Annotated in this window: 20 protein-coding genes; 5 read left to right on the top strand and 15 right to left on the bottom strand. The window is 50.7% G+C overall.

What is annotated here, in order from left to right; genetic code table 11:
- Window positions 1-22: 22 nt before the first annotated feature.
- The 6 genes from hscB to trmJ form a co-directional block, all read right to left on the bottom strand.
- On the bottom strand, window positions 23-538 hold the full coding sequence (gene hscB, locus ACXAGQ_RS10150; RefSeq protein ID WP_475253711.1) for a co-chaperone HscB: 516 nt from the start codon (window positions 536-538) through the stop codon (window positions 23-25).
- A gap of 92 nt (window positions 539-630) precedes the next feature.
- Window positions 631-954, bottom strand: coding sequence for an iron-sulfur cluster assembly protein IscA (iscA, locus tag ACXAGQ_RS10145; protein ID WP_107301180.1), 324 nt, complete (start codon window positions 952-954; stop codon window positions 631-633).
- 18 nt (window positions 955-972) lie between these two features.
- Window positions 973-1,356: a Fe-S cluster assembly scaffold IscU gene (gene iscU / locus ACXAGQ_RS10140; RefSeq protein WP_107301179.1), complete on the bottom strand. Its 384-nt coding sequence runs from the start codon at window positions 1,354-1,356 to the stop codon at window positions 973-975.
- Window positions 1,357-1,389: 33 nt separating this feature from the next.
- Window positions 1,390-2,604 carry an IscS subfamily cysteine desulfurase gene (locus ACXAGQ_RS10135; protein ID WP_475253709.1) on the bottom strand — a complete coding sequence of 405 codons (1,215 nt, stop codon included), beginning with the start codon at window positions 2,602-2,604 and terminating at the stop codon, window positions 1,390-1,392.
- Between the two features lie 31 nt (window positions 2,605-2,635).
- The gene (gene iscR / locus ACXAGQ_RS10130; RefSeq protein WP_281025556.1) at window positions 2,636-3,142 is read right to left on the bottom strand and encodes a Fe-S cluster assembly transcriptional regulator IscR; all 507 of its coding nucleotides are present in this window, start codon (window positions 3,140-3,142) and stop codon (window positions 2,636-2,638) included.
- A 112-nt stretch (window positions 3,143-3,254) separates the two neighbouring features.
- On the bottom strand, window positions 3,255-3,986 hold the full coding sequence (gene trmJ, locus ACXAGQ_RS10125) for a tRNA (cytosine(32)/uridine(32)-2'-O)-methyltransferase TrmJ (RefSeq protein WP_475253707.1): 732 nt from the start codon (window positions 3,984-3,986) through the stop codon (window positions 3,255-3,257).
- Between the two features lie 241 nt (window positions 3,987-4,227).
- Here trmJ and suhB point away from each other — a divergent pair, with 241 nt between their 5' ends.
- Window positions 4,228-5,028 carry an inositol-1-monophosphatase gene (gene suhB, locus ACXAGQ_RS10120; RefSeq protein WP_475253705.1) on the top strand — a complete coding sequence of 267 codons (801 nt, stop codon included), beginning with the start codon at window positions 4,228-4,230 and terminating at the stop codon, window positions 5,026-5,028.
- Between the two features lie 457 nt (window positions 5,029-5,485).
- On the opposite strand, the gene secF is transcribed toward suhB, so the two are convergent.
- From secF to ACXAGQ_RS10090, 6 genes are all read right to left on the bottom strand, one after another.
- Window positions 5,486-6,433 carry a protein translocase subunit SecF gene (gene secF / locus ACXAGQ_RS10115; protein ID WP_475253703.1) on the bottom strand — a complete coding sequence of 316 codons (948 nt, stop codon included), beginning with the start codon at window positions 6,431-6,433 and terminating at the stop codon, window positions 5,486-5,488.
- A gap of 12 nt (window positions 6,434-6,445) precedes the next feature.
- Window positions 6,446-8,293 carry a protein translocase subunit SecD gene (gene secD / locus ACXAGQ_RS10110; protein ID WP_475253701.1) on the bottom strand — a complete coding sequence of 616 codons (1,848 nt, stop codon included), beginning with the start codon at window positions 8,291-8,293 and terminating at the stop codon, window positions 6,446-6,448.
- A 23-nt stretch (window positions 8,294-8,316) separates the two neighbouring features.
- On the bottom strand, window positions 8,317-8,649 hold the full coding sequence (gene yajC, locus ACXAGQ_RS10105) for a preprotein translocase subunit YajC (RefSeq protein ID WP_475253699.1): 333 nt from the start codon (window positions 8,647-8,649) through the stop codon (window positions 8,317-8,319).
- A gap of 16 nt (window positions 8,650-8,665) precedes the next feature.
- Complete coding sequence (gene tgt, locus ACXAGQ_RS10100; protein WP_475253698.1) at window positions 8,666-9,796, bottom strand: tRNA guanosine(34) transglycosylase Tgt; 1,131 nt, start codon at window positions 9,794-9,796, stop codon at window positions 8,666-8,668.
- A 267-nt stretch (window positions 9,797-10,063) separates the two neighbouring features.
- A complete protein-coding gene (queA, locus tag ACXAGQ_RS10095) occupies window positions 10,064-11,116 on the bottom strand; it encodes a tRNA preQ1(34) S-adenosylmethionine ribosyltransferase-isomerase QueA (RefSeq protein WP_475254716.1) in 1,053 nt (350 codons plus the stop codon).
- Window positions 11,117-11,188: 72 nt separating this feature from the next.
- A complete protein-coding gene (locus ACXAGQ_RS10090; RefSeq protein ID WP_475253696.1) occupies window positions 11,189-12,280 on the bottom strand; it encodes a S1 family serine peptidase in 1,092 nt (363 codons plus the stop codon).
- A 229-nt stretch (window positions 12,281-12,509) separates the two neighbouring features.
- On the opposite strand from ACXAGQ_RS10090, the gene ACXAGQ_RS10085 reads away from it, so the two are divergent.
- Together ACXAGQ_RS10085 and ACXAGQ_RS10080 are read left to right on the top strand one after the other, a co-directional pair.
- A complete protein-coding gene (locus ACXAGQ_RS10085; protein ID WP_475253694.1) occupies window positions 12,510-12,968 on the top strand; it encodes a CBS domain-containing protein in 459 nt (152 codons plus the stop codon).
- 48 nt (window positions 12,969-13,016) lie between these two features.
- Window positions 13,017-13,613 carry an acyl carrier protein phosphodiesterase gene (locus tag ACXAGQ_RS10080; RefSeq protein WP_475253692.1) on the top strand — a complete coding sequence of 199 codons (597 nt, stop codon included), beginning with the start codon at window positions 13,017-13,019 and terminating at the stop codon, window positions 13,611-13,613.
- A 93-nt stretch (window positions 13,614-13,706) separates the two neighbouring features.
- Here ACXAGQ_RS10080 and aceA read toward each other — a convergent pair whose 3' ends face one another.
- The 3 genes from aceA to ACXAGQ_RS10065 all read right to left on the bottom strand — a co-directional run bounded on the left by aceA (window position 13,707) and on the right by ACXAGQ_RS10065 (window position 18,316).
- Entirely contained in the window at window positions 13,707-15,014 is a 1,308-nt protein-coding gene (gene aceA / locus ACXAGQ_RS10075; RefSeq protein ID WP_475253690.1) for an isocitrate lyase, read from the bottom strand.
- A gap of 128 nt (window positions 15,015-15,142) precedes the next feature.
- The gene (gene aceB / locus ACXAGQ_RS10070) at window positions 15,143-16,753 is read right to left on the bottom strand and encodes a malate synthase A (RefSeq protein WP_475253688.1); all 1,611 of its coding nucleotides are present in this window, start codon (window positions 16,751-16,753) and stop codon (window positions 15,143-15,145) included.
- Window positions 16,754-17,419: 666 nt separating this feature from the next.
- Window positions 17,420-18,316 (bottom strand): hydrogen peroxide-inducible genes activator, encoded by an 897-nt coding sequence (locus ACXAGQ_RS10065; RefSeq protein ID WP_475253686.1) that lies wholly within the window; start codon window positions 18,314-18,316, stop codon window positions 17,420-17,422.
- 131 nt (window positions 18,317-18,447) lie between these two features.
- On the opposite strand from ACXAGQ_RS10065, the gene ACXAGQ_RS10060 reads away from it, so the two are divergent.
- Both ACXAGQ_RS10060 and ACXAGQ_RS10055 read left to right on the top strand, forming a co-directional pair.
- On the top strand, window positions 18,448-19,056 hold the full coding sequence (locus ACXAGQ_RS10060; protein WP_475253684.1) for a peroxiredoxin C: 609 nt from the start codon (window positions 18,448-18,450) through the stop codon (window positions 19,054-19,056).
- A gap of 225 nt (window positions 19,057-19,281) precedes the next feature.
- Complete coding sequence (locus ACXAGQ_RS10055; RefSeq protein WP_475242496.1) at window positions 19,282-20,028, top strand: copper homeostasis protein CutC; 747 nt, start codon at window positions 19,282-19,284, stop codon at window positions 20,026-20,028.
- Window positions 20,029-20,088 lie beyond the last annotated feature (60 nt).

Raw genomic sequence — 20,088 nt, 5'->3', positions numbered from 1 at the left:
TTTATACCGGGCTAGGGTAAAATCAATCAAGCAAGCTGTCTTCCAAGCGCTCGACTTCTTCACGCAGCTTAACAATAAATTTCAGCTTGCGCACGGCGTCAGCCGCCACTTCCCAGTTTTCATCAACAAGTAATTGCTCAAGCTCAACCAGCTGTGCCTTGTACAGGGTTGAGGCGTGCTGTTCAAAATCAAACAACGCACTTTCTGGATCACTCGACTCGGGGATCTCTTCCAACTCTTCACGCAGCTCCATTTGCTGCATCAAGAAAACAGGGTCTTGCAACGTTTTGCTTTCGCCTCTCATCTCAATACCGCTGACTGACAGCATATACTCTGCACGGGAGATAGGGTTTTTCAACGTCTGGAAGGCATCGTTGATCTGTGCGGCTTTCTGTACCGCAAGCAAGCGGTCTCGCTCGGAAGCCGTGGCAAAGTTGTCTGGATGGAAATGGCGCTGCAATTCCCGGAACTGGGTTGCAAGAAGGCTACCGTCCAGCTGAAACTGAAAAGGTAGCCCAAAGAGTTCGAAATGATTCATATCGCGTGAGTTTCTGTAAAGACTGAGTCTAAAAATAACTGAACCTGACCCTCCCTTTAACAGGCAGCAATCAGGTTCAATTGGCTCAGCGATTATACGTTGAAGCTTTCACCACAGCCGCATTCGCTGGACACGTTAGGGTTGTTGAACTGGAAGCCTTCGTTAAGACCTTCTTTGGCAAAGTCCAACTCAGTACCATCGAGATATACCATGCTCTTGGCATCGATGATGATCTTCACTCCTTTTTCTTCAAAGATCTGATCGCCTTCATCCAGCTGGTCAACAAATTCCAGTACATAGGCCATTCCCGAACAACCTGAAGTTCGAACACCCAGCCTAAGGCCGATGCCTTTTCCTCGGTTTTCTAGGAAAGTAGCTACGCGACTTGCTGCCGCTTCAGTAATCGTTATGGCCATACAACAACCCTTTGAGAATTAATCTTCGTGTTTCTTCTTGTAATCGCTAACTGCTGCCTTGATTGCGTCTTCCGCAAGGATTGAGCAGTGAACTTTTACAGGTGGAAGCTCAAGTTCTTCAGCAATTGCTGAGTTCTTGATGCTAGCAGCTTCGTCCAGTGTCTTGCCCTTCACCCACTCAGTGATCAGTGAGCTTGATGCAATCGCAGAACCACAGCCGTACGTCTTGAACTTGGCATCTTCGATGATACCTTCTTCAGTCACTTTGATCTGAAGTTTCATTACGTCGCCACAGGCAGGTGCACCCACCATGCCGCTACCTACATTTTTGTCGCTTTTATCAAATGAGCCTACGTTACGCGGGTTCTCATAATGATCGATAACTTTTTCACTATATGCCATGACAGTTTCCTCGAATACGTGATGACCGCAAGATTAGTGGTGTGCCCACTCGACCGTGTTCAGGTCAATACCTTCTTTATACATATCCCAAAGCGGAGACATGTCACGTAGTTTCTCTACCGCACCGCGGATCTGTGAAACTGCGTAGTCTACTTCTTCTTCCGTCGTGAAGCGACCGAAAGAGAAGCGAATTGAGCTGTGTGCCAGTTCATCGTCCAAACCAAGTGCACGAAGAACGTAAGATGGCTCCAGGCTGGCTGATGTACATGCCGAGCCAGATGATACCGCAAGGTCTTTCAGAGCCATCAGTAGCGATTCGCCTTCAACGAATGCAAAGCTGATGTTCAGGTTGTTTGGTACGCGCTGCTCCAAATCACCGTTGATGGTCATCGCCTCGATACCTTCAAGGCCCTTCAGCATACGCTCGCGCAGGGCAAGTGCGTGCTGGTAGTCTTTATCCATCTCTTCTTTGGCGATACGGAATGCTTCACCCATACCTACAATCTGGTGTGTCGCTAGGGTACCAGAGCGGAAACCACGCTCGTGACCACCACCGTGCATCTGCGCTTCAAGGCGGATACGCGGCTTACGGCGAACGTAAAGGGCACCGATACCTTTAGGACCGTAGATTTTGTGCGCAGAGAAAGAAATCAGATCGACTTTCATTTCTTGAACATCGATTGGTAGCTTACCCGCAGACTGAGCAGCATCGACGTGGAAGATCACTTTCTTATCGCGGCATAGCTCACCGATAGCAGCGATGTCTTGGATAACACCAATTTCGTTGTTCACGTGCATGATTGACACCAAAACCGTGTCTTCACGCATCGCGTCACGCAGTTTAGCCATATCGATCAGGCCATTAGCCTCCGGCTCAAGGTATGTTACCTCGTAGCCTTCACGCTCTAGCTGGCGGCATGGATCAAGTACAGCTTTGTGTTCTGTTTTACAGGTGATGACATGCTTGCCCTTCTTACCGTAGAAGTGGGCTGCACCTTTGATAGCCAGGTTATCTGACTCAGTCGCACCTGATGTAAATACGATTTCGCGCGGATCTGCGTTTACCAGATCAGCAATTTGCTCACGAGCGGTATCGACCGCTTCTTCAGCCTGCCAACCGAAACGGTGAGAACGAGAAGCCGGGTTACCGAAGTTTCCATCCATGGTCATGCATTGCACCATTTTTTCTGCAACGCGAGGATCTACTGGGCAAGTAGCGGAATAATCAAAATATATTGGCAGTTTCATCTTCATCTCCGAAAACACGGACGTCTGGTCTCTAGGAGCGAACATCGACACCGATTGAGGTGTTGTCGTGTGTATTTTTATGTCCAAATGACGACTTGGTTAGAATCTGATCCTGACGGTCAGAAATTTCTTGTACGTCATTGTCTTGCATCAACTCACCAAGAGTGATGTTGTTCAAAAAGCCGCTGATACGGGAGCTCAAGTCACGCCATAGCGTGTGTGTCAGGCAGCGAACGCCGCCTTGGCAATCCCCTTTGCCGTGACACTTAGTTGCATCTACGGACTCATCAACGGCGGCGATCACCATGCCAACAGCAATGTGGTTGGCATCTTCGCCGAGGCGATATCCCCCGCCCGGACCACGAACACTGGCAACGAGGCCAGCCTTGCGCAGGCGAGAGAACAACTGTTCCAAATAGGACAATGAGATCCCTTGGCGTTCTGAAATATCAGCCAGAGGAACCGGACCATCCTGAGAGTGCAAAGCCACATCTAGCATCGCTGTGACTGCGTATCTTCCTTTTGATGTCAATCTCATAACACACCGCTACCCACGTTTGTCTATGGGGGGAGTGTCGCATACCTGACTAAAACGGTCAAGTATTTACCTGACTGTTTTAGTCAGGCTTTTAACCATTGAGAGTATGTGTCTATTTCTCTGGGCGAGAGAGTGACTTTTCTATTGCGGAAAGGATACCACGCAAGATATTCAACTCCTGTGACTCCGGTCTAGCTCGGGAAAACAGGCGGCGCATCTTGGTCATGACCATCGACGGTTTGTCTTTACTGATAAAGTTGGTCTTGGTCGCTACATTTTCAAGGTGCTGGTAGAACATTTCCAGCTCCTTCATTCGCGGGTATTCTTCAACCTGCTGTTGAGATTGGAATTTCTCCGATTCAAGGAAAGCCATACGGATTTCGTAGCTCACCGTCTGCACTGCCATCGCCAAATTCAGCGAGCTGTACTCAGGGTTGGCCGGAATATACACATGGCAGTGACAGCGCTGTAATTCTTCATTGGTCAGGCCGGTACGCTCACGGCCGAATAAGATTGCTACCTTGTGTGAAGGTGCTTCGGCAATGGTTTTGATCCCGCATTCACGGGGATCCAACTGGGGCCATTCCAGCGTACGGGAGCGGGCACTTGAACCCACAACCAAACCACAATCGGCGATTGCCTCATCAAGGCTAGACACAATTGTTGCTTGCTCAACAATATCGGATGCACCCGCCGCCAGCGCATGGGTTGTTTCATCAATTTCGCAGGCCGGGTCGACCAAGACCAGGTTGGTCAAGCCCATTACTTTCATCGCCCGGGCAGCAGAACCAATATTGCCGGGATGTGAGGTACCCACGAGAACGACACTGACTTTATCTAACATAGGAGGTGCAACTTTCAACTCTATCAATCGAACCGACAGATTTTAACACAGGCATTTTAAAAATGGTGAAAACATGTAAAAACTTTATACCAATAACGATTTGTTCCTCACCGAATGTGCAATTTCCCGCCAGCTTGGTAGTGCCGGCAGCACGAATAAAAAATAACCACTTCCCTTTTGTCCTAGCTCTGATATACTCGCCGCCGCTTTTTAGTTCTTTAACATCCGTTGGGAAGATCCTATGCATCCTATGCTGAATATTGCCATTCGTGCTGCACGAAAGGCTGGTGACCATGTCATTAAATCTCTAGAAAAATCGCAAGCTATTGAAGTAGCTAACAAAGGCAATGATGTTGTTACTAACATCGATAACGAAGCTGAAGCTATCATTATCGACACTATCCGTAAGTCTTACCCTGATCACTGCATCATTGCAGCTGAAAGCGGTACGATTGAAGGCAAGGACAAAGAATGCCAGTGGATCATCGACCCAGTGGATGGCACCAAGAACTTCGTTCGTGGTTACCCTCACTACGCAATCTCTGTTGCACTACGTATGCGCGGCCGCACTGAAGTGGCAGCGGTATACGACCCAGCACGCAACGAGCTTTTCACTGCAACTCGTGGCTCTGGTGCGCAGCTTAACAGCCAGCGTATCCGTTCATCTCAGCCACGTGACCTAACTGGCACAACTCTGGCTACAGGCCTACCGTTTGCTGCCAAGCAGCACTCTGAAAGCTTCATGAAAATCCAGGGCGCTCTATTTGTAGAGTGTGATGATATGCGTATGTCTGGCTGTGCAGCCCTAGACCTATGTTACCTAGCGGCTGGCCGCGTTGACGGTGTATTCCGCCTAGGCCTGAAACCTTGGGAAATTGCAGCAGGTGAACTAATCGCTCGCGAATCTGGTGCTATCTGTGCTGACTTCACTGGCAACACTAACCACCTTGCAACTGGCAACATCGTTGCTGGTAACGCTCGCGTTGTTAAGCCACTGCTAAGCAAAATCCGTGAACACGGTAGCGAAGCACTAGCGAAGTAATCATCGCTAATATAAAACATCAAACGCCCCGGTGATGAGAATCACCGGGGCGTTTTTTTGTATCTGAGATCCTAGGTACGAGTTCCTAGATCCTTGAGGGGTCCTGGGTCCTGGGTCCTGGGTCCTGGGTCCTGGGTCCTGGGTCCTGGGTCCTGGGTCCTGGGTCCTGGGTCCTGGGTCCTGGGTCCTGGGTCCTGGGTCCTGGGTCCTGGGTCCTGGGTCCTGGGTCCTGGGTCCTGGGTCCTGGGTCCTGGGTCCTGGGTCCTGGGTCCTGGGTCCTGGGTCCTGGGTCCTGGGTCCTGGGTCCTGCAACAACGTTTGCTCTTAGTTAATCGATGTCAAGCTCTTCACTCTGCCCGCTTTTCCTAGGGCCTAGGATCTAGGACCCGCTCTTCCCCGCTCAAAATAAAAACGGAGCCAATCGGCTCCGTTTTTCATTCAGTGAGTCAATACCGCCTTACGGCATGGCATCAAACTCTTCACCTTCTTTGTCCACTTGCGGCGGCATCAGGTGCTCACGGGCAATGCCCAGTTTCAGCGCCAGTGCCGAAGCGACGTAGATAGACGAGTAAGTACCAACAGTGATACCGATCAGCAAGGCTGCGGCAAAACCGTGGATCATACTGCCGCCCTTCAAGAACAGGGCAATAACCACGAACAATGTCGTTGCCGAGGTGATCAGGGTACGGCTTAGCGTCTGGGTAATAGAGTTGTTCATTACCTCGACTGCATCGCCCTTACGCATCTTGCGGAAGTTCTCACGGATACGGTCGAATACTACGATGGTATCGTTGAGCGAGTAACCGACAACGGTCAGCAGGGCTGCCACGATAGTCAGGTCAATCTCGATCTGGGTAAACGAGAAGATACCGATAGTGATGATAACATCGTGGGCCAGTGCCAGTACCGCACCTGCCGCCAAACGCCATTCGAATCGCATTGAAACGTACAGCAAGATACAAATCAGTGAGACTAGGATTGCCAAGCCACCTGCTTCTGCCAGTTCGTCACCCACATTCGGGCCAACGAATTCAATGCGGCGCATTTCAACATCCTGGCCAGTCCCAGCTCGCAGAGCATCAATGATCTGGTTGCCCAGTTTCTCACCCTGTGCATCTTCGCGTGGCTGGAGGCGAACCATGACGTCACGTGCCGTACCAAAGTTCTGCACAATGGCATCACCGAAGCCTGCGTCTTCCAACGACTCTCGGATCAACACCAGATCAGCCGGCTGCTCAAAGCCCACTTCAATCAGGGTACCGCCAGTGAAGTCCAAGCCCCAGTTCAGTTTCTGGGTGGTCACGGTACCGATTGCAGCGATAATCATAATGATCGAAAGGATAAATGCGCCTTTCGACCAGCGCATAAAGTCGATCGCCTTATCCGCTTTCATTATCTGAAACATGTCAGCGTCTCCTTAGATCGACAGTTTATCGACGCGCTTACCGCCGTAAACCAAGTTAACCAGCGCACGGGTACCGATGATAGCCGTGAACATGGAAGTCAAAATACCAATTGATAGCGTTACTGCGAAACCTTTGATCGCGCCCGTACCCACTGCAAACAAGATAATTGCGGTGATCAGGGTCGTGATGTTGGCATCGGCGATGGTGCTAAATGCATTGGCATAGCCCTGCTGAATCGCATGCTGTGGGCTGCGCCCCTCACGAAGCTCTTCACGGATACGCTCGAAAATCAATACGTTGGCATCAACGGCCATACCGACTGTCAGAACAATACCGGCGATACCCGGCAGGGTCATTGTTGCCCCCGGGATCATCGACATCACACCGATAATCAATACTAGGTTCATCAGCAGTGCCATGTTGGCAAACAGACCGAAGCGACGGTAGTAAACCAGGGTAAACAGCATTACTGCGACCATACCCCAAATCATCGCCTGGATACCCATGTCGATGTTCTGCTGACCCATAGACGGGCCAATGGTACGCTCTTCCACGATAGAGATAGGTGCAATCAGAGCACCGGCACGCAATAGCAGCGCCAGGTTGTGGGCTTCTGCCTGCGAATCAATACCGGTAATACGGAAGTTACGGCCAAGGGCTGTCTGGATAGTCGCCTGGTTGATCACTTCTTCGTGTTTTTCCAGGATAACCTTACCGCTCTCATCACGGTCGCCGCTGTCTTTGTACTCGGTAAAGACAGTTGCCATCAGCTTGCCCACGTTGTTACGCGAGAAGGCTGTCATCTTGCTGCCGCCTTCGCTGTCCAGCGAGATGTTTACCTGAGGGCGGCCGTATTCGTCGGCACTCGAGCTTGCATCGGTGATGTGAGAACCAGAAAGGATCACACGCTTCTTCAGTACGACTGGACGGTTATCACGAGTGAATTTCACTTCGCTGCCCGGTGGTACACGGCCAGAGGCTGCTGCCGCTAGGTCTGCTGAGTTATCCACTTCACGGAATTCAAGGGTTGCAGTTGCACCCAGGATTTCCTTGGCGCGCGCAGTATCCTGCACACCCGGTAGCTGAACAACAATACGGTTAGCACCCTGGCGCTGAACCAATGGCTCGGCAACACCCAGTTCGTTAACACGGTTACGCAGAATAGTAATGTTTTGCTCAACCGCATAGTTGCGGATTTCCTGAAGGCGGGCATCGGTAAATGTCGCAGTTAGCAGGAAGCCGCTAGTGGTATCGGTAAACTGCATATCCGGGTGAAGGCGCTGCAACTCACGCTTGGCTTCGTCAAGCTGGTCTGCATTACGCAGGCGAACTTCAACCGCTTCATCGGTCTTGCCGATCGCGCGGTAACGAATCTTCGCTTCGCGCAACTCAGTACGGAACGTTTCTTCCTGCTGACCGAGCAATTTATCCATCGCCGCATCCATATCTACTTCCATCAGGAAATGCACACCGCCGCGCAGGTCAAGACCCAGTTTCATAGGGTTCGCGCCAATGGATTCAAGCCAGGATGGAGTAGAAGGAGCAAGGTTAAGGGCTACGATAAAATCGTCGCCAAGCTGATCGTTAAGAATATCGCGAGCACTAATTTGAGTATTAGTGTCGTTAAAGCGGACCAGGACAGTACCGTTTTCGAAAGCGACTGATTTATATGAGATTTGATTTTGATCTAAATCTTCGGTGACGGCATCCAGCGTGGACATATCTGCCGAGGCGCCACGCGCCCCGGAGATTTGAATTGCTGGATCTTCGCCGTAAACATTGGGAAGCGCATAAAGCAAACCGATAAGTAGTGCGAACACTACCATCAGGTTCTTCCACAAGGGATAACGGTTTAGCACTGCTATGATCCTTTAAGCAAATTTTATAGAGACTTCATTGTGCCTTTTGGCAGAACGGCAGTAACGAAGTCTTTCTTGATAGTAACTTCAGTCGCATCATTCAGCGCGATAACAATGTAGTCGTTTTCTTCAGAAACCTTTGCGATTTTACCTACAAGGCCACCGCTGGTAAGTACTTCATCACCTTTGCCCATAGAAGACATCAGGTTCTTGTGCTCTTTCACACGTTTCGCCTGTGGGCGGTAAATCATGAAGTAGAAGATTACGGCAAAAAGGCCAAGCATGATGAATAGCTGCATGCCGCCGCCCTGTGGTGCACCTTCAGCTGCTGCGTGTGCTTGAGAAATCAGACTCATTTACTAACGTCCTCGATTATTTGTTGTCATTTAATGGTGGAACTTCACGGTTACGACGTGCGTAGAATTCCTCTACGAACACATCGAAACGATCTTCTTCAATCGCCTTGCGGATACTTTCCATCAAACGCTGGTAGTAACGCAAGTTGTGGATTGTGTTAAGGCGCGCACCCAGGATTTCATTACATTTATCCAGGTGGTACAGATACGCCTTCGAGTAGTTGCGACAAGTGTAACAGTCACAGTGCGGATCGAGAGGGGTTGTATCCGTTTTATGTTTCGCATTACGGATCTTGATCACACCTCCGGTCACAAACAGGTGGCCGTTTCGGGCATTTCGAGTAGGCATTACGCAATCGAACATGTCGATACCGCGACGAACACCTTCAACCAAGTCTTCTGGTTTGCCCACACCCATCAGGTAACGCGGCTTGTCTTCAGGCAACTGCGGACAAGTGTGCTCAAGAACGCGGTGCATGTCTTCTTTTGGCTCGCCAACCGCCAGGCCACCGACTGCATAACCGTCAAAGCCAATGTTGGTCAGGCCTTCAACAGAAACATCGCGCAAGTCTTCATATACACTACCTTGGACAATTCCGAATAGCGCATTTTTGTTACCAAGTTTGTCAAAGTGGTTGCGGCTGCGCTGAGCCCAGCGCAAAGACATCTCCATCGACTTCTTCGCTTCGTCGTGTGTCGCCGGGTATGGCGTACACTCATCGAAGATCATCACAACGTCTGAGCCTAGGTCTTGCTGGATTTCCATTGACTTTTCTGCGTCCATGAAAATCTTGTCACCATTCACCGGGTTACGGAAGTGAACCCCTTCCTCAGTGATCTTACGGATATCACCCAAGCTGAATACCTGGAAACCGCCTGAATCGGTCAGGATAGGACCTTGCCACTGCATGAAATCGTGCAGGTCGCCGTGCATCTTCATCACTTCCTGGCCAGGACGCAACCACAGGTGGAAGGTATTACCCAGCAGGATTTGAGCACCGGTTTCTTTCACTTCTTCCGGTGTCATGCCTTTAACAGTACCGTAAGTACCAACAGGCATGAAGGCAGGGGTTTCTACCGTGCCACGCTCAAACTGCAGACGGCCACGACGGGCACGTCCCTGGGTTTTATCTAATTCAAATTTCACAAAGCCTCCAACAGCCAGAGAAACAATCTGACATAAACGCCCCCATCCTGCTAAGGTCAGGGGCACAACAACGGCATCAGCTAGCAATTCACCCGCTATGCCCAATATCACCAGCCATTACACTGGCAGGTTTTCCACTCCGCCCTAAAGCCTAGTGGAAGAATTTGTCATCGTCTGGACTTAATTTTCCAGAGATGAAAAACACAAAGGCTGCATTTTAGCAAATGCAGCCTTAAGTGACACTGACTTCGTCAATGAAACGTGTGATTACGCGGTTTTACGAGTAATAAACATCGAGTCGCCGTAGCTGAAGAAACGGTATTTGTTTTCAACGGCTTGCTTGTATGCGTTCATGGTATTGTCATAACCAGCAAACGCGCTTACCAGCATGATCAGGGTGGATTCCGGCAAGTGGAAGTTGGTGATCAGCACATCAATCAACTGGTATTCATAGCCCGGGTAGATGAAGATTTCAGTATCACCGAAAAATGGCTTCAGCTCAGTACCTTTCTGCTTGGCATCCTGGGCGGCACTTTCCAACGAACGCACTGACGTCGTCCCCACTGCAATCACGCGCTTACCGTTAGCTTTGGTCTCGTTGATCGCTGTAACCACTTCCTCTGGTACTTCGACATACTCGGCATGCATGTGGTGATCATTGATGTTATCCACACGAACCGGCTGGAAGGTACCCGCACCAACATGCAGAGTAACGAAGGCAAAGTTCACACCTTTTGCCTTGAGCGCCGCCATCAACTCATCATCGAAATGCAGACCCGCCGTCGGCGCAGCAACCGCACCCGGTTTGGCGTTGTAGACCGTTTGGTAACGCTCTTTATCGGAGTCTTCATCTGGGCGGTCGATATATGGCGGAAGCGGCATGTGACCCACTTCTTCCAGGATCTCCAATACCGTTTTTTCGCTATTGAAACGGATTTCGAACAATGCATCGTGACGAGCAACCATTTCAGCCTGGTACTCGTCGTTTTCGCCTAGGAACAGTTCATTACCCGGTTTCGGTGATTTTGACGCACGCACGTGGGCAAGAATGCTCTTGTCATCCAGCATACGCTCAACCAGCACTTCCATCTTGCCGCCGGACGCTTTACGGCCGAAAAGGCGTGCAGGGATCACTCGGGTATTATTGAATACCAACAAGTCACCCGGCTCTACCAGATCCAATACATCTTTGAAGCCTTTGTGCGCCAACTCACCAGTGTTACCGGTCAGCTGCAGCAAACGGCTAGCAGTACGCTGAGGTTGTGGGTATCGAGCGATCAGCTCATCAGGTAGGTCAAAGTCAAAATCTGAAACTTGCATCATTAGGGCCCTAAATTACAGCAGGCAGCTAGTATAGGCTGCCACACTGCAATATCAAGCAAAGATCACCTGCTAGGCGCCTGCCCTGCGACGAAGCCAAGCTAACGCTGTACACAGCAGTAACCCAACGACCCCAATGCTACCGCCGCTACTGCCGCTATTGCCGCCTCCGCTGGCAACTGACTGAGTCTCCTCGACCGCATCTCCCACTCCATCGTAATTAGCAAGGAAAGGATCCACGGTAAACTCTGACGCCGCTTGGGTCAGAAACGCCGAACCAACTTCCCCCTCAATCCAGTCAGTTTGACCAGCGACCTCCGAGTACACACCAGGCAAACGCCCTGCACAGCCTTCACCAAAGCTCACCAAGCCGACCAAACGCAACCCAAAATCACTGTCTGATGCCCGCTGGGGATCCTGCCAGACCAAGGGGCCGCCGGAGTCGCCAAAACAGCTATCACGGCCTAACGTTGGCGATACCGAGCCTGCGCACAGGAATATCCCGTATTCGTTGCTGTTGATATTGCTGCCCCACATGGCATCACAGGTATTGTCTGGCACCCCCGAGAGCAATGTCTGCTGGAGCCGGGTTGCCCCGGAGCTGGAATCACCGACATCGGTACTGCCCCACCCGGACACCAACAAGTTGGGCTGGCGCTCGCCGTCGGATACCCAACCGTTGGCAAAGGCTTGGTCAGCTCGCTGCTGCTCATCGGCTGAAGCTAGCCGGATAGGAAGGGCATCATCGGGCAAGGTACTGGACAGTTTGAGGATGGCAATGTCATTGGCAAAGCGGGATGAGTTGTAGCTCGGGTGAATAATGATTTCGCTCACCGATACCGAGTTGAGCGAGCCCGCGCTGAAGATGCTGGTGATCCCGGCCCAAACGCGAACATTTTCAGGCTTGGCTGTCTCGCTGCCGTTGCGCAAACAGTGGGCCGCGGTCAATACGACCTCTTCGCTGATCACGACCCCGCCACATATAAAAGTCCTTTCCGAGGAGCCCTCGCCAAAGGTCATGTTGAGGTATGCCTGCCAGGGAATTTCATTACTCCCCGACTCAATTCCCCCAATGATCTTGGCCTGAGGCACTGGATCCTCAGCGTGGGCACAGAATGGCAAATACATCGCCCAAGACAGCAAAATAAACAGCAGCTTACGCATTAACTCATTCCTCTAAGGCATCATTTCAATGAGTATACGACACAATCTTATTTTTAACTTATGAGAAACATATGAGAAACACGGAAATAACTTGCAGGTTCTTTGACTGGTGTCATAGGTGGCGCAGCCAGGATTAGCTACATTCATAGGGAAAGCAAAAAAAAGGAAGTTATCGGGCCTGCTGTGCGGGCAATAACAACAAATAACGCACCGTTATTGAGGAGGCTTTATGTTTACTGTTGCCGATATGATGACGCCCCACCCCCATACCCTGACCGCATCGCATACTTTGGCGGATGCCAAGCGGCTCATGGCCAAACATCATATCCATCATGTCCCTATCACCGACAAGGACAACCACCTGGTTGGGTTAGTCAGCCAGCGCGATATCCTATCAGCCCAAGAATCGAGCCTAGAGCAACTCTCCAAGAGCACCTTCATTTCAGCCTTGGATATCGCTCTAGAACAAACAATGCACCGCAACCTAAGAAGCGTTGACCCGACAGCAGGGCTAAAGGAAGCGGCACTCTATATGCAGAAACACCAAATTGGCTGTTTGCCCATTGTCGACCACAATAAACTGGTAGGCATCATCACTGACACCGATTTTGTTTCTATCGCCATCAATCTACTGGAGCTGCAGGAAGAGGTCGAACCGCTTGAAAACGACTCCGCATCAACCTACTAACCTTCAGCCAAACATGGCGCCAGAAAGCCCGGCGACGCTACCTTACGCATGAACTTTCTGGCCCACCTCCACCTCGCCCAGCAATGCAATAGCCACCTCGCAGGCAACCTGGTTGCCGATTTCGTCAGGGGGGATCCCTACCGGCAGTTCGACAAGGAGATCGCCGACGGCATCAAGCTACACCGCTTCGTCGACAGCTATATTGATGCTATGCCGGAAGTGCGGCAATGCCGGCAGTGGTTTGGGACAGAGACACGAAGAGTCAGCGGTATTGCCCTCGATATGGTCTGGGATCATTTCCTTGCCCGCCATTGGCAGCAATTCCATCCCCACTCCCTGCGTGACTTTGTCAACACCGCCCGCGCTGAAGTTGAGCCTTACCAGCGCAACATGCCAGAAGCCTACCTGCTCATGATGAACCGGATGTGGCAGCAAAATTGGTTACTGCAATACCAAGACCCTAGCTCGCTGGAAACGTCGCTGACCAGGATGGCCAGCCGTCGCCCCAAACTCCACCAGCTTGCCCTCACGCCGGCTGTGCTGATGGCGCACTACGACCAGCTAGAGCAACAATTCTTTGTGATTTACCCGCAAGTCGAGCAGGCAGCAAAGGGGTTTCAACCTAGCCCACCATCACCACGCTAGCTTGCAACCTCAACCTTAGAAAAAAAGAGCGCCAATAAGGCGCTCAAAAATCAAAATAGTTGTATCAATTACTAGGAGGTTTTCGCTTATGGGTTATTTGAACTGATCTTCCTCGGTCGACCCTGTCAGCGCGGTGACCGACGAGTTACCGCCTTGGATAGTGTTGGTCATCTTATCGAAGTAACCGGTACCCACTTCCTGCTGGTGAGCCACGAAGGTATACCCTTTCTCGGCCGCTTCGAACTCTGGACGCTGAACTTTCTCAACATAATGGCGCATCCCTTCACCCTGGGCATAAGAGTGAGCCAGCTCAAACATGTTGAACCACATGTTATGGATACCTGCTAGGGTAATGAACTGGTACTTGTAGCCCATGTCCGACAGTTCCTGCTGGAACTTGGCAATGGTTTCGGCATCCAGGTTCTTCTCCCAGTTGAAAGACGGCGAGCAGTTGTAGGCCAACAGCTGGTCAGGGTACTGGGCATGGATTGCTTCAGCAAACTTGCGCGCCTCTTCCAGGCACGGGGTCGCCGTTTCGCACCAAATCAAATCAGCATATGGTGCATAAGCCAGGCCACGGGCAATCGCCTGATCGATACCGGCACGTACGCGGTAAAACCCTTCTTGAGAACGCTCGCCAACGATAAAGTCTTTATCGTATGGGTCGCAGTCTGAAGTCAGCAGGTCAGCCGCATTGGCATCGGTACGGGCGATCACCAAGGTCGTCGTGCCTGCCACATCCGCAGCCAAGCGTGCCGCAACCAGCTTTTGTACCGCCTCTTGGGTTGGCACCAGTACTTTGCCGCCCATGTGGCCACACTTCTTAACCGACGCAAGCTGGTCTTCGAAGTGCACCCCAGCCGCACCGGCGTCAATCATATTGCGCATTAGCTCGTAGGCATTGAGCACCCCGCCGAAGCCTGCTTCCGCATCGGCAACGATTGGCAGGAAGTAGTCGATACCTTCTTCAGGAGAACTACCATTTGACCACTGGATTTGGTCTGCACGGCGGAACGAGTTGTTGATACGCTTGACCACCGCGGGTACCGAATCTACCGGGTAAAGTGACTGATCCGGATACATGCTCGACGCTGTATTGTTATCGGCAGCAACCTGCCAGCCCGATAAGTAAATGGCTTCAATGCCGGCTTTGGCCTGCTGCACCGCCTGGCCACCTGTCAGTGCACCCAAACAGTTGACGTAACCTTTCTTGGAGCTGCCGTTGACCAAATCCCACAGCTTATCGGCACCACGCTGTGCGATGGTATTAGCTGGGGCAAACGAGCCGCGTAGGTTAATGACCTCTTCTGCGGTATAAGTACGCTTTACATGCTTCCAACGTGGGTTTTCCGCCCAATCCTTTTCCAATGCTTCGATTTGTTGCTGGCGAGTCAATGTCATAATGATGTCCCTCGTTTCATTTGGCGATAATCCGCATCACATATTGTTATTGGTAAACTGACTTTTTATATCGGCCCGATAGACTTAACGCATTCAGGCCCTTTCTCGTTATTGGCTTCTAGGTGTTGCTAAGGCAAATACTCGTAGCCCGGCAGTGTCAGGAAGTTGACCAGCTCATCACTGGTGGTGAGCTGTGACATCAGCACTGCAGCCTCGTTATACCTACCCTGCTGGAAGTGCTCACTGCCAAGCTCTTGCTCTAGCACTTCCATTTCCTCTTTAAGCATCTGCTCGAACAAGGCTTTGGTGACCACGCTGCCATTGCTCAGCGTCTTGCCGTGCTTGATCCACTGCCAGATAGATGCACGTGAAATCTCTGCGGTCGCGGCATCTTCCATCAAGCCGTAGATAGGTACACAGCCGTTGCCGGAGATCCATGCTTCGATATACTGCACCGCCACACGGATGTTATGGCGCATGCCCTCTTCGGTTCGCTCTCCTTCACAAGGCTCAAGCAGCATGTCGGCGGTAATGGGTGCGTCGTCGCTGCGCGAGATATCAAGCTGGTTGTTTCTCTCGCCGAGCACTTCGTTAAATACTGCCTTGGCCGTACTGGCAAGCCCTGGATGGGCAACCCAAGTACCGTCATGGCCATTGTTGGCCTCCAATGACTTGTCGGTTTGGATTTTGTTGAGCACCCATTCGTTGCGCTCAGGGTCTTTCGATGGAATAAAGGCTGCCATTCCGCCCATCGCAAAGGCACCGCGGCGGTGGCAGGTTTTCACCAGCAAACGCGAGTAGGCATTGAGGAAGGGCTTCTCCATTGTTACCACCTGGCGATCGGGCAGAATACGATCGGGATGGTTTCTCAATGTTTTGATATAGCTGAAGATGTAATCCCACCGGCCGCAGTTAAGGCCGACGATGTGTTCTTTGAGGCTATAGAGGATCTCTTCCATCTCAAACACCGCCGGCAAGGTTTCAATCAGCACCGTGGCCTTGATGGTGCCTCTCGACAGCCCGAAAATGTCTTCGGTAAAGCTGAAGACCTCACTCCACCATGCCGCTTCCTGATAAGCCTGCAATTTAGGAATGTAGAAGTAAGGGCCACTGCCTTTTTCCAGCAGTGCCTTATGGTTGTGATAGAAGTAAAGGGCGAAATCGAGCAAACAACCAGGAATGGGCTCACCCTGCCAAAGCAAATGCTTTTCCGGTAGGTGCAGGCCTCGTACCCGGCAGATCAAGACTGCAGGATCCTCATTGAGCTGGTAGTGCTTGCCTGAATCTGGGTTGGTGTAGGAAATGGTGCCATTTACCGCATCTTTCAGGTTCTGCTGCCCAGCCAAGACTTCGCCCCAAGCTGGCGCAAAGGAGTCTTCGAAGTCAGCCATAAACACTTTCACATCGGCATTAAGCGCATTGATCACCATCTTGCGCTCTACCGGGCCGGTGATTTCCACCCGGCGGTCTTGCAAGTCTTGCGGAATATTCTGGACCATCCACTCGCTGTTTCGGATGTCTTCGGTATCAGGCAGGAAATCAGGTAGGCTGCCAGCATCGATGGCAAATTGGCGGTGTTCCCTAGTGGCCAGTAATTCAGGTACCCGCCCAGCAAAGCGCTGTATAAGGCGTTCGAGAAAGGCCAACGCTTCATCATTGAGGATTTCGGCTTGCTCTGCTGTGAGCGGCGTTTGCAGCGACAGCTTCACTTCATGGTTAGTAGACATTTCGTTTTCCATCTTTAACGCTCCCTTACGAATGTAACTTAATCACCACCTCAACCAAGCACGCTCTCGTATTAACGCAAACAAACTTGACCTTAACGCCCTATTTACGTTGCCGTAACATACGCGCAATTGCAAGGGCACCCATTTTTCCACCTCGTAAAACACAACAATGAAATCATTAAAAAACAACAAGTTAATCAAAGTAGAGCAATAACTCAAAACACTGAATTGAAACAAATTTCAGGCAAAAACTCGGTTTTTACCCCAATAACTTCTTTTTTGCTTTTTCGTAACCACTTACGTAATTAAATTACCAAAAAGCCATTTTCAAACAGTTGTCCCGATCCGCGTTTCAAACACCACATGCATTTGTAAAAGCGTTTATATGATTAATAAACAATCATTAAATGCACAAATCTGTTCTTTTTTTATACACAGGAAGCATAGACCCTTAATCAACAGGTTTCATTTATTTTTAATGCGAAACATAATAAACCTACAAATTGAAGCCAGTTTCTTCAGAGTGAGTTATTGGTTAATACCAGAAAGGAATAGAAATTCAGAGTATTGTGCTGAGAGAGGCGGTTTTTCCCCAGCACTTAATTTACAGCAGGGAAATAAAGAGAAGTAGCCGCAAGAACTGCAGCTACTGATAAAAAGAACGTGATAATTAAGCGGTTACAGCAGCTCTTCAACAATCTCGGCAAGACGCTGGAAAGTGCGTGTCCGGCTGGACGTCGGACGCCACACTAGGCCGATCTCGCGATAAGCTTCCTGGCCAGGCGGTTCGACTACCACTAGGTTCTGGTTGTGCAGCAGGCCGTGGTCAATCGCCATTTGCGGAATAAATGTCGTCCCCAGCCCGTTAGCCACCATCTGCACCAATGTATGCAAACTGGTCGCGGTAAACGGATTGATCTTCTCTTTAGTCGTTAGCTTACAGGCCGATACCGCATGATCAGTCAGGCAGTGTTCCTTTTCCAGCAGGAATACTGACTCATCCGGCAGGTCAGCATAACGCAAAGGTGTCGTGACCTGATCCGCCTGGTTACGGCTAATGACCATTTTGAACGCATCACGACCGACAACCTGGCTGTGCATGCCATTAATCTCTACCGGCAATGCCAAGATCAGGACATCCATCTCACCATTGCGCAGCGCTGCCAATAAATTAGTGGTGGTATCTTCACGCAACAATAAGTTGAGGCTTGGGTGCAGGCGGTTCACTTCCTGCACGAGATCGCACAGCAGAAAAGGCGCAATGGTCGGAATGCATCCTACCCGCAATTGTCCCTCCATTCCTCCCCCGGTACAGTTGGACAACTCCATCAGATCCTGGCTCCGCGCCAACAACTCCCGGCTGCGTGCAACCACATCTTCGCCCGTTGAGGTAAAGACCAAAGACTTGTTGTCACGTTCGATAAGCTGGCAGCCAATCAGCTCTTCAAGATTCTGTACCCCCGAGCTCAGGGTCGACTGGCTGACAAAACACTTTTTTGCCGCCTCGCCAAAATGGCGGGTTTCAAACAAAGTCACTAGGTAATGAAGCTGTTTAAGAGAAGGAAACTTGTTCATCGTAAATTTCGATTACATCAATCTATTTATTCCGCTTTTTCGAATTTACCAGTTTCGCTATAGTTTGTCTCGTCCAAACAGAGAGCCGACCGGAAAGGTGGGCGACAAACCGAATATTTAGGAGCACCAAAATGGTACTAGTAGGTCGTCAAGCACCAGATTTTACTGCTGCAGCTGTTCTAGGTAACGGCGAAATCGTTGATAACTTCAACTTTGCAGAGTTCACTAAAGGTAAAAAAGCGGTAGTTTTCTTCTACCCACTAGACTTCACTTTCGTATGTCCTTCTGAGCTAATCGCTTTCGACAAGCGTTTCGAAGACTTCCAAGCGAAAGGCGTTGAAGTAATTGGTGTTTCTATCGACTCTCAGTTCTCTCACAACGCATGGCGTAACACTGCTGTTGAGAACGGCGGTATCGGCCAGGTTAAGTACCCACTAATCGCTGACGTTAAGCACGAAATCTGTAAAGCTTACGACGTTGAGCACCCAGAAGCAGGCGTTGCTTTCCGTGGTTCTTTCCTAATCGACGAAGACGGCCTTGTACGTCACCAAGTAGTTAACGACCTACCACTAGGCCGTAACATCGACGAAATGCTACGCATGGTTGACGCTCTAAACTTCCACCAGAAAGAAGGTGAAGTTTGCCCAGCACAGTGGGAAGAAGGCAAAGCAGGTATGGACGCATCTCCAAAAGGTGTTGCTGACTACCTATCTGAGCACACTGCAGACCTAGCTAAGTAATTTAGCAATCACACCATGCTCACGGTGTGAAGGTAAAAACGCAAAAGCGTAAAGCCAATTGTCAGCCAACGACAAAATAATGAGGCCCGGACACACCGGGCCCTTTTTGTATCTGGGCTTTATTCCCATCGCTATCTCCCGCTAGAACTTTGATCCAACCAATCGTCTCCCTGCGCGATATCGTCTACACTGCTTACCACCTCAACCCTATCCCTAGCTGTTGCTATGACCATTGATCATATTGAAGTTTGTATCGACAACATCGAATCGCTGCACCTTGCCCAACAAGGCGGCGCAACACGGATCGAGCTTTGTTCATCCCTTGCACTTGGTGGCCTAACGCCCAATGCCGGCTTAATGCAGTTGGCAGCCAAACATGCCACAGTACCGGTATATGCCATGATCCGCCCTCGTCAGGGTGATTTCCTGTTCTCGAGCCAAGATAAAGAAATCATGCTGGCAGATGCTTATGCAGCAAAGCAGGCCGGATTGGATGGATTGGTGATCGGTGCCCTTAACGACGATAGCACCATCGACAGCGACTTTATGGCCGAGATCAGCCAAGCTGCCAATGGTATGGGCCTGACTTTCCACCGGGCTATCGACCAGTGCCTAGAGCCGATGGCCGCATTGGATCTCATCATGCAGCACGGCTGTGAGCGTGTGCTCACCTCTGGGCTTGAGGCCAATGCCCTTGACGGCATTCCTATGCTGAAACAGATGGTGAAGCTCTGCGGCGAGCACCTCGCCATCATGGCCGGAGCCGGCGTTAACGCTGGCAACGTAGCACAAATTGTTAAGCAAACCGGCGTCAGGGAAGTGCACTTGTCAGGCAAATCGACACGCCCTTCGCTAATGCAAAGCTATGCCAGTTCGGCCCACATGGGTAATGCTGAAGTCGATGACTTCGCGATTCCAGTCACGGCACCCGAGAAAATTGCTGCCGTGCTCAGCGCCTTGAAAACGCTTTAGCCCTTTCGATCTTTAGGGGCTGTTGCCCCTAAAACTGCTAACTATCTCAAGCAATTAGCA

The organism is Photobacterium sp. ABD4_091, assembly GCF_056160145.1.
This window is presented reverse-complemented; position numbering and strand designations above follow the sequence as displayed.

Coding starts and splice junctions, on each gene's coding strand:
- ACXAGQ_RS10055 (WP_475242496.1), top strand. CDS start 19,282: ATGACCATTGATCATATTGAAGTTTGTATCGACAACATCGAATCGCTG.
- ACXAGQ_RS10080 (WP_475253692.1), top strand. CDS start 13,017: ATGAACTTTCTGGCCCACCTCCACCTCGCCCAGCAATGCAATAGCCAC.
- ACXAGQ_RS10065 (WP_475253686.1), bottom strand. CDS start 18,316: ATGAACAAGTTTCCTTCTCTTAAACAGCTTCATTACCTAGTGACTTTG.
- suhB (WP_475253705.1), top strand. CDS start 4,228: ATGCATCCTATGCTGAATATTGCCATTCGTGCTGCACGAAAGGCTGGT.
- ACXAGQ_RS10090 (WP_475253696.1), bottom strand. CDS start 12,280: ATGCGTAAGCTGCTGTTTATTTTGCTGTCTTGGGCGATGTATTTGCCA.
- aceA (WP_475253690.1), bottom strand. CDS start 15,014: ATGACATTGACTCGCCAGCAACAAATCGAAGCATTGGAAAAGGATTGG.
- iscU (WP_107301179.1), bottom strand. CDS start 1,356: ATGGCATATAGTGAAAAAGTTATCGATCATTATGAGAACCCGCGTAAC.
- iscA (WP_107301180.1), bottom strand. CDS start 954: ATGGCCATAACGATTACTGAAGCGGCAGCAAGTCGCGTAGCTACTTTC.
- secF (WP_475253703.1), bottom strand. CDS start 6,433: ATGTTTCAGATAATGAAAGCGGATAAGGCGATCGACTTTATGCGCTGG.
- ACXAGQ_RS10135 (WP_475253709.1), bottom strand. CDS start 2,604: ATGAAACTGCCAATATATTTTGATTATTCCGCTACTTGCCCAGTAGAT.
- ACXAGQ_RS10085 (WP_475253694.1), top strand. CDS start 12,510: ATGTTTACTGTTGCCGATATGATGACGCCCCACCCCCATACCCTGACC.
- hscB (WP_475253711.1), bottom strand. CDS start 538: ATGAATCATTTCGAACTCTTTGGGCTACCTTTTCAGTTTCAGCTGGAC.
- ACXAGQ_RS10060 (WP_475253684.1), top strand. CDS start 18,448: ATGGTACTAGTAGGTCGTCAAGCACCAGATTTTACTGCTGCAGCTGTT.
- iscR (WP_281025556.1), bottom strand. CDS start 3,142: ATGAGATTGACATCAAAAGGAAGATACGCAGTCACAGCGATGCTAGAT.
- queA (WP_475254716.1), bottom strand. CDS start 11,116: ATGCAAGTTTCAGATTTTGACTTTGACCTACCTGATGAGCTGATCGCT.
- yajC (WP_475253699.1), bottom strand. CDS start 8,649: ATGAGTCTGATTTCTCAAGCACACGCAGCAGCTGAAGGTGCACCACAG.
- aceB (WP_475253688.1), bottom strand. CDS start 16,753: ATGGAAAACGAAATGTCTACTAACCATGAAGTGAAGCTGTCGCTGCAA.
- trmJ (WP_475253707.1), bottom strand. CDS start 3,986: ATGTTAGATAAAGTCAGTGTCGTTCTCGTGGGTACCTCACATCCCGGC.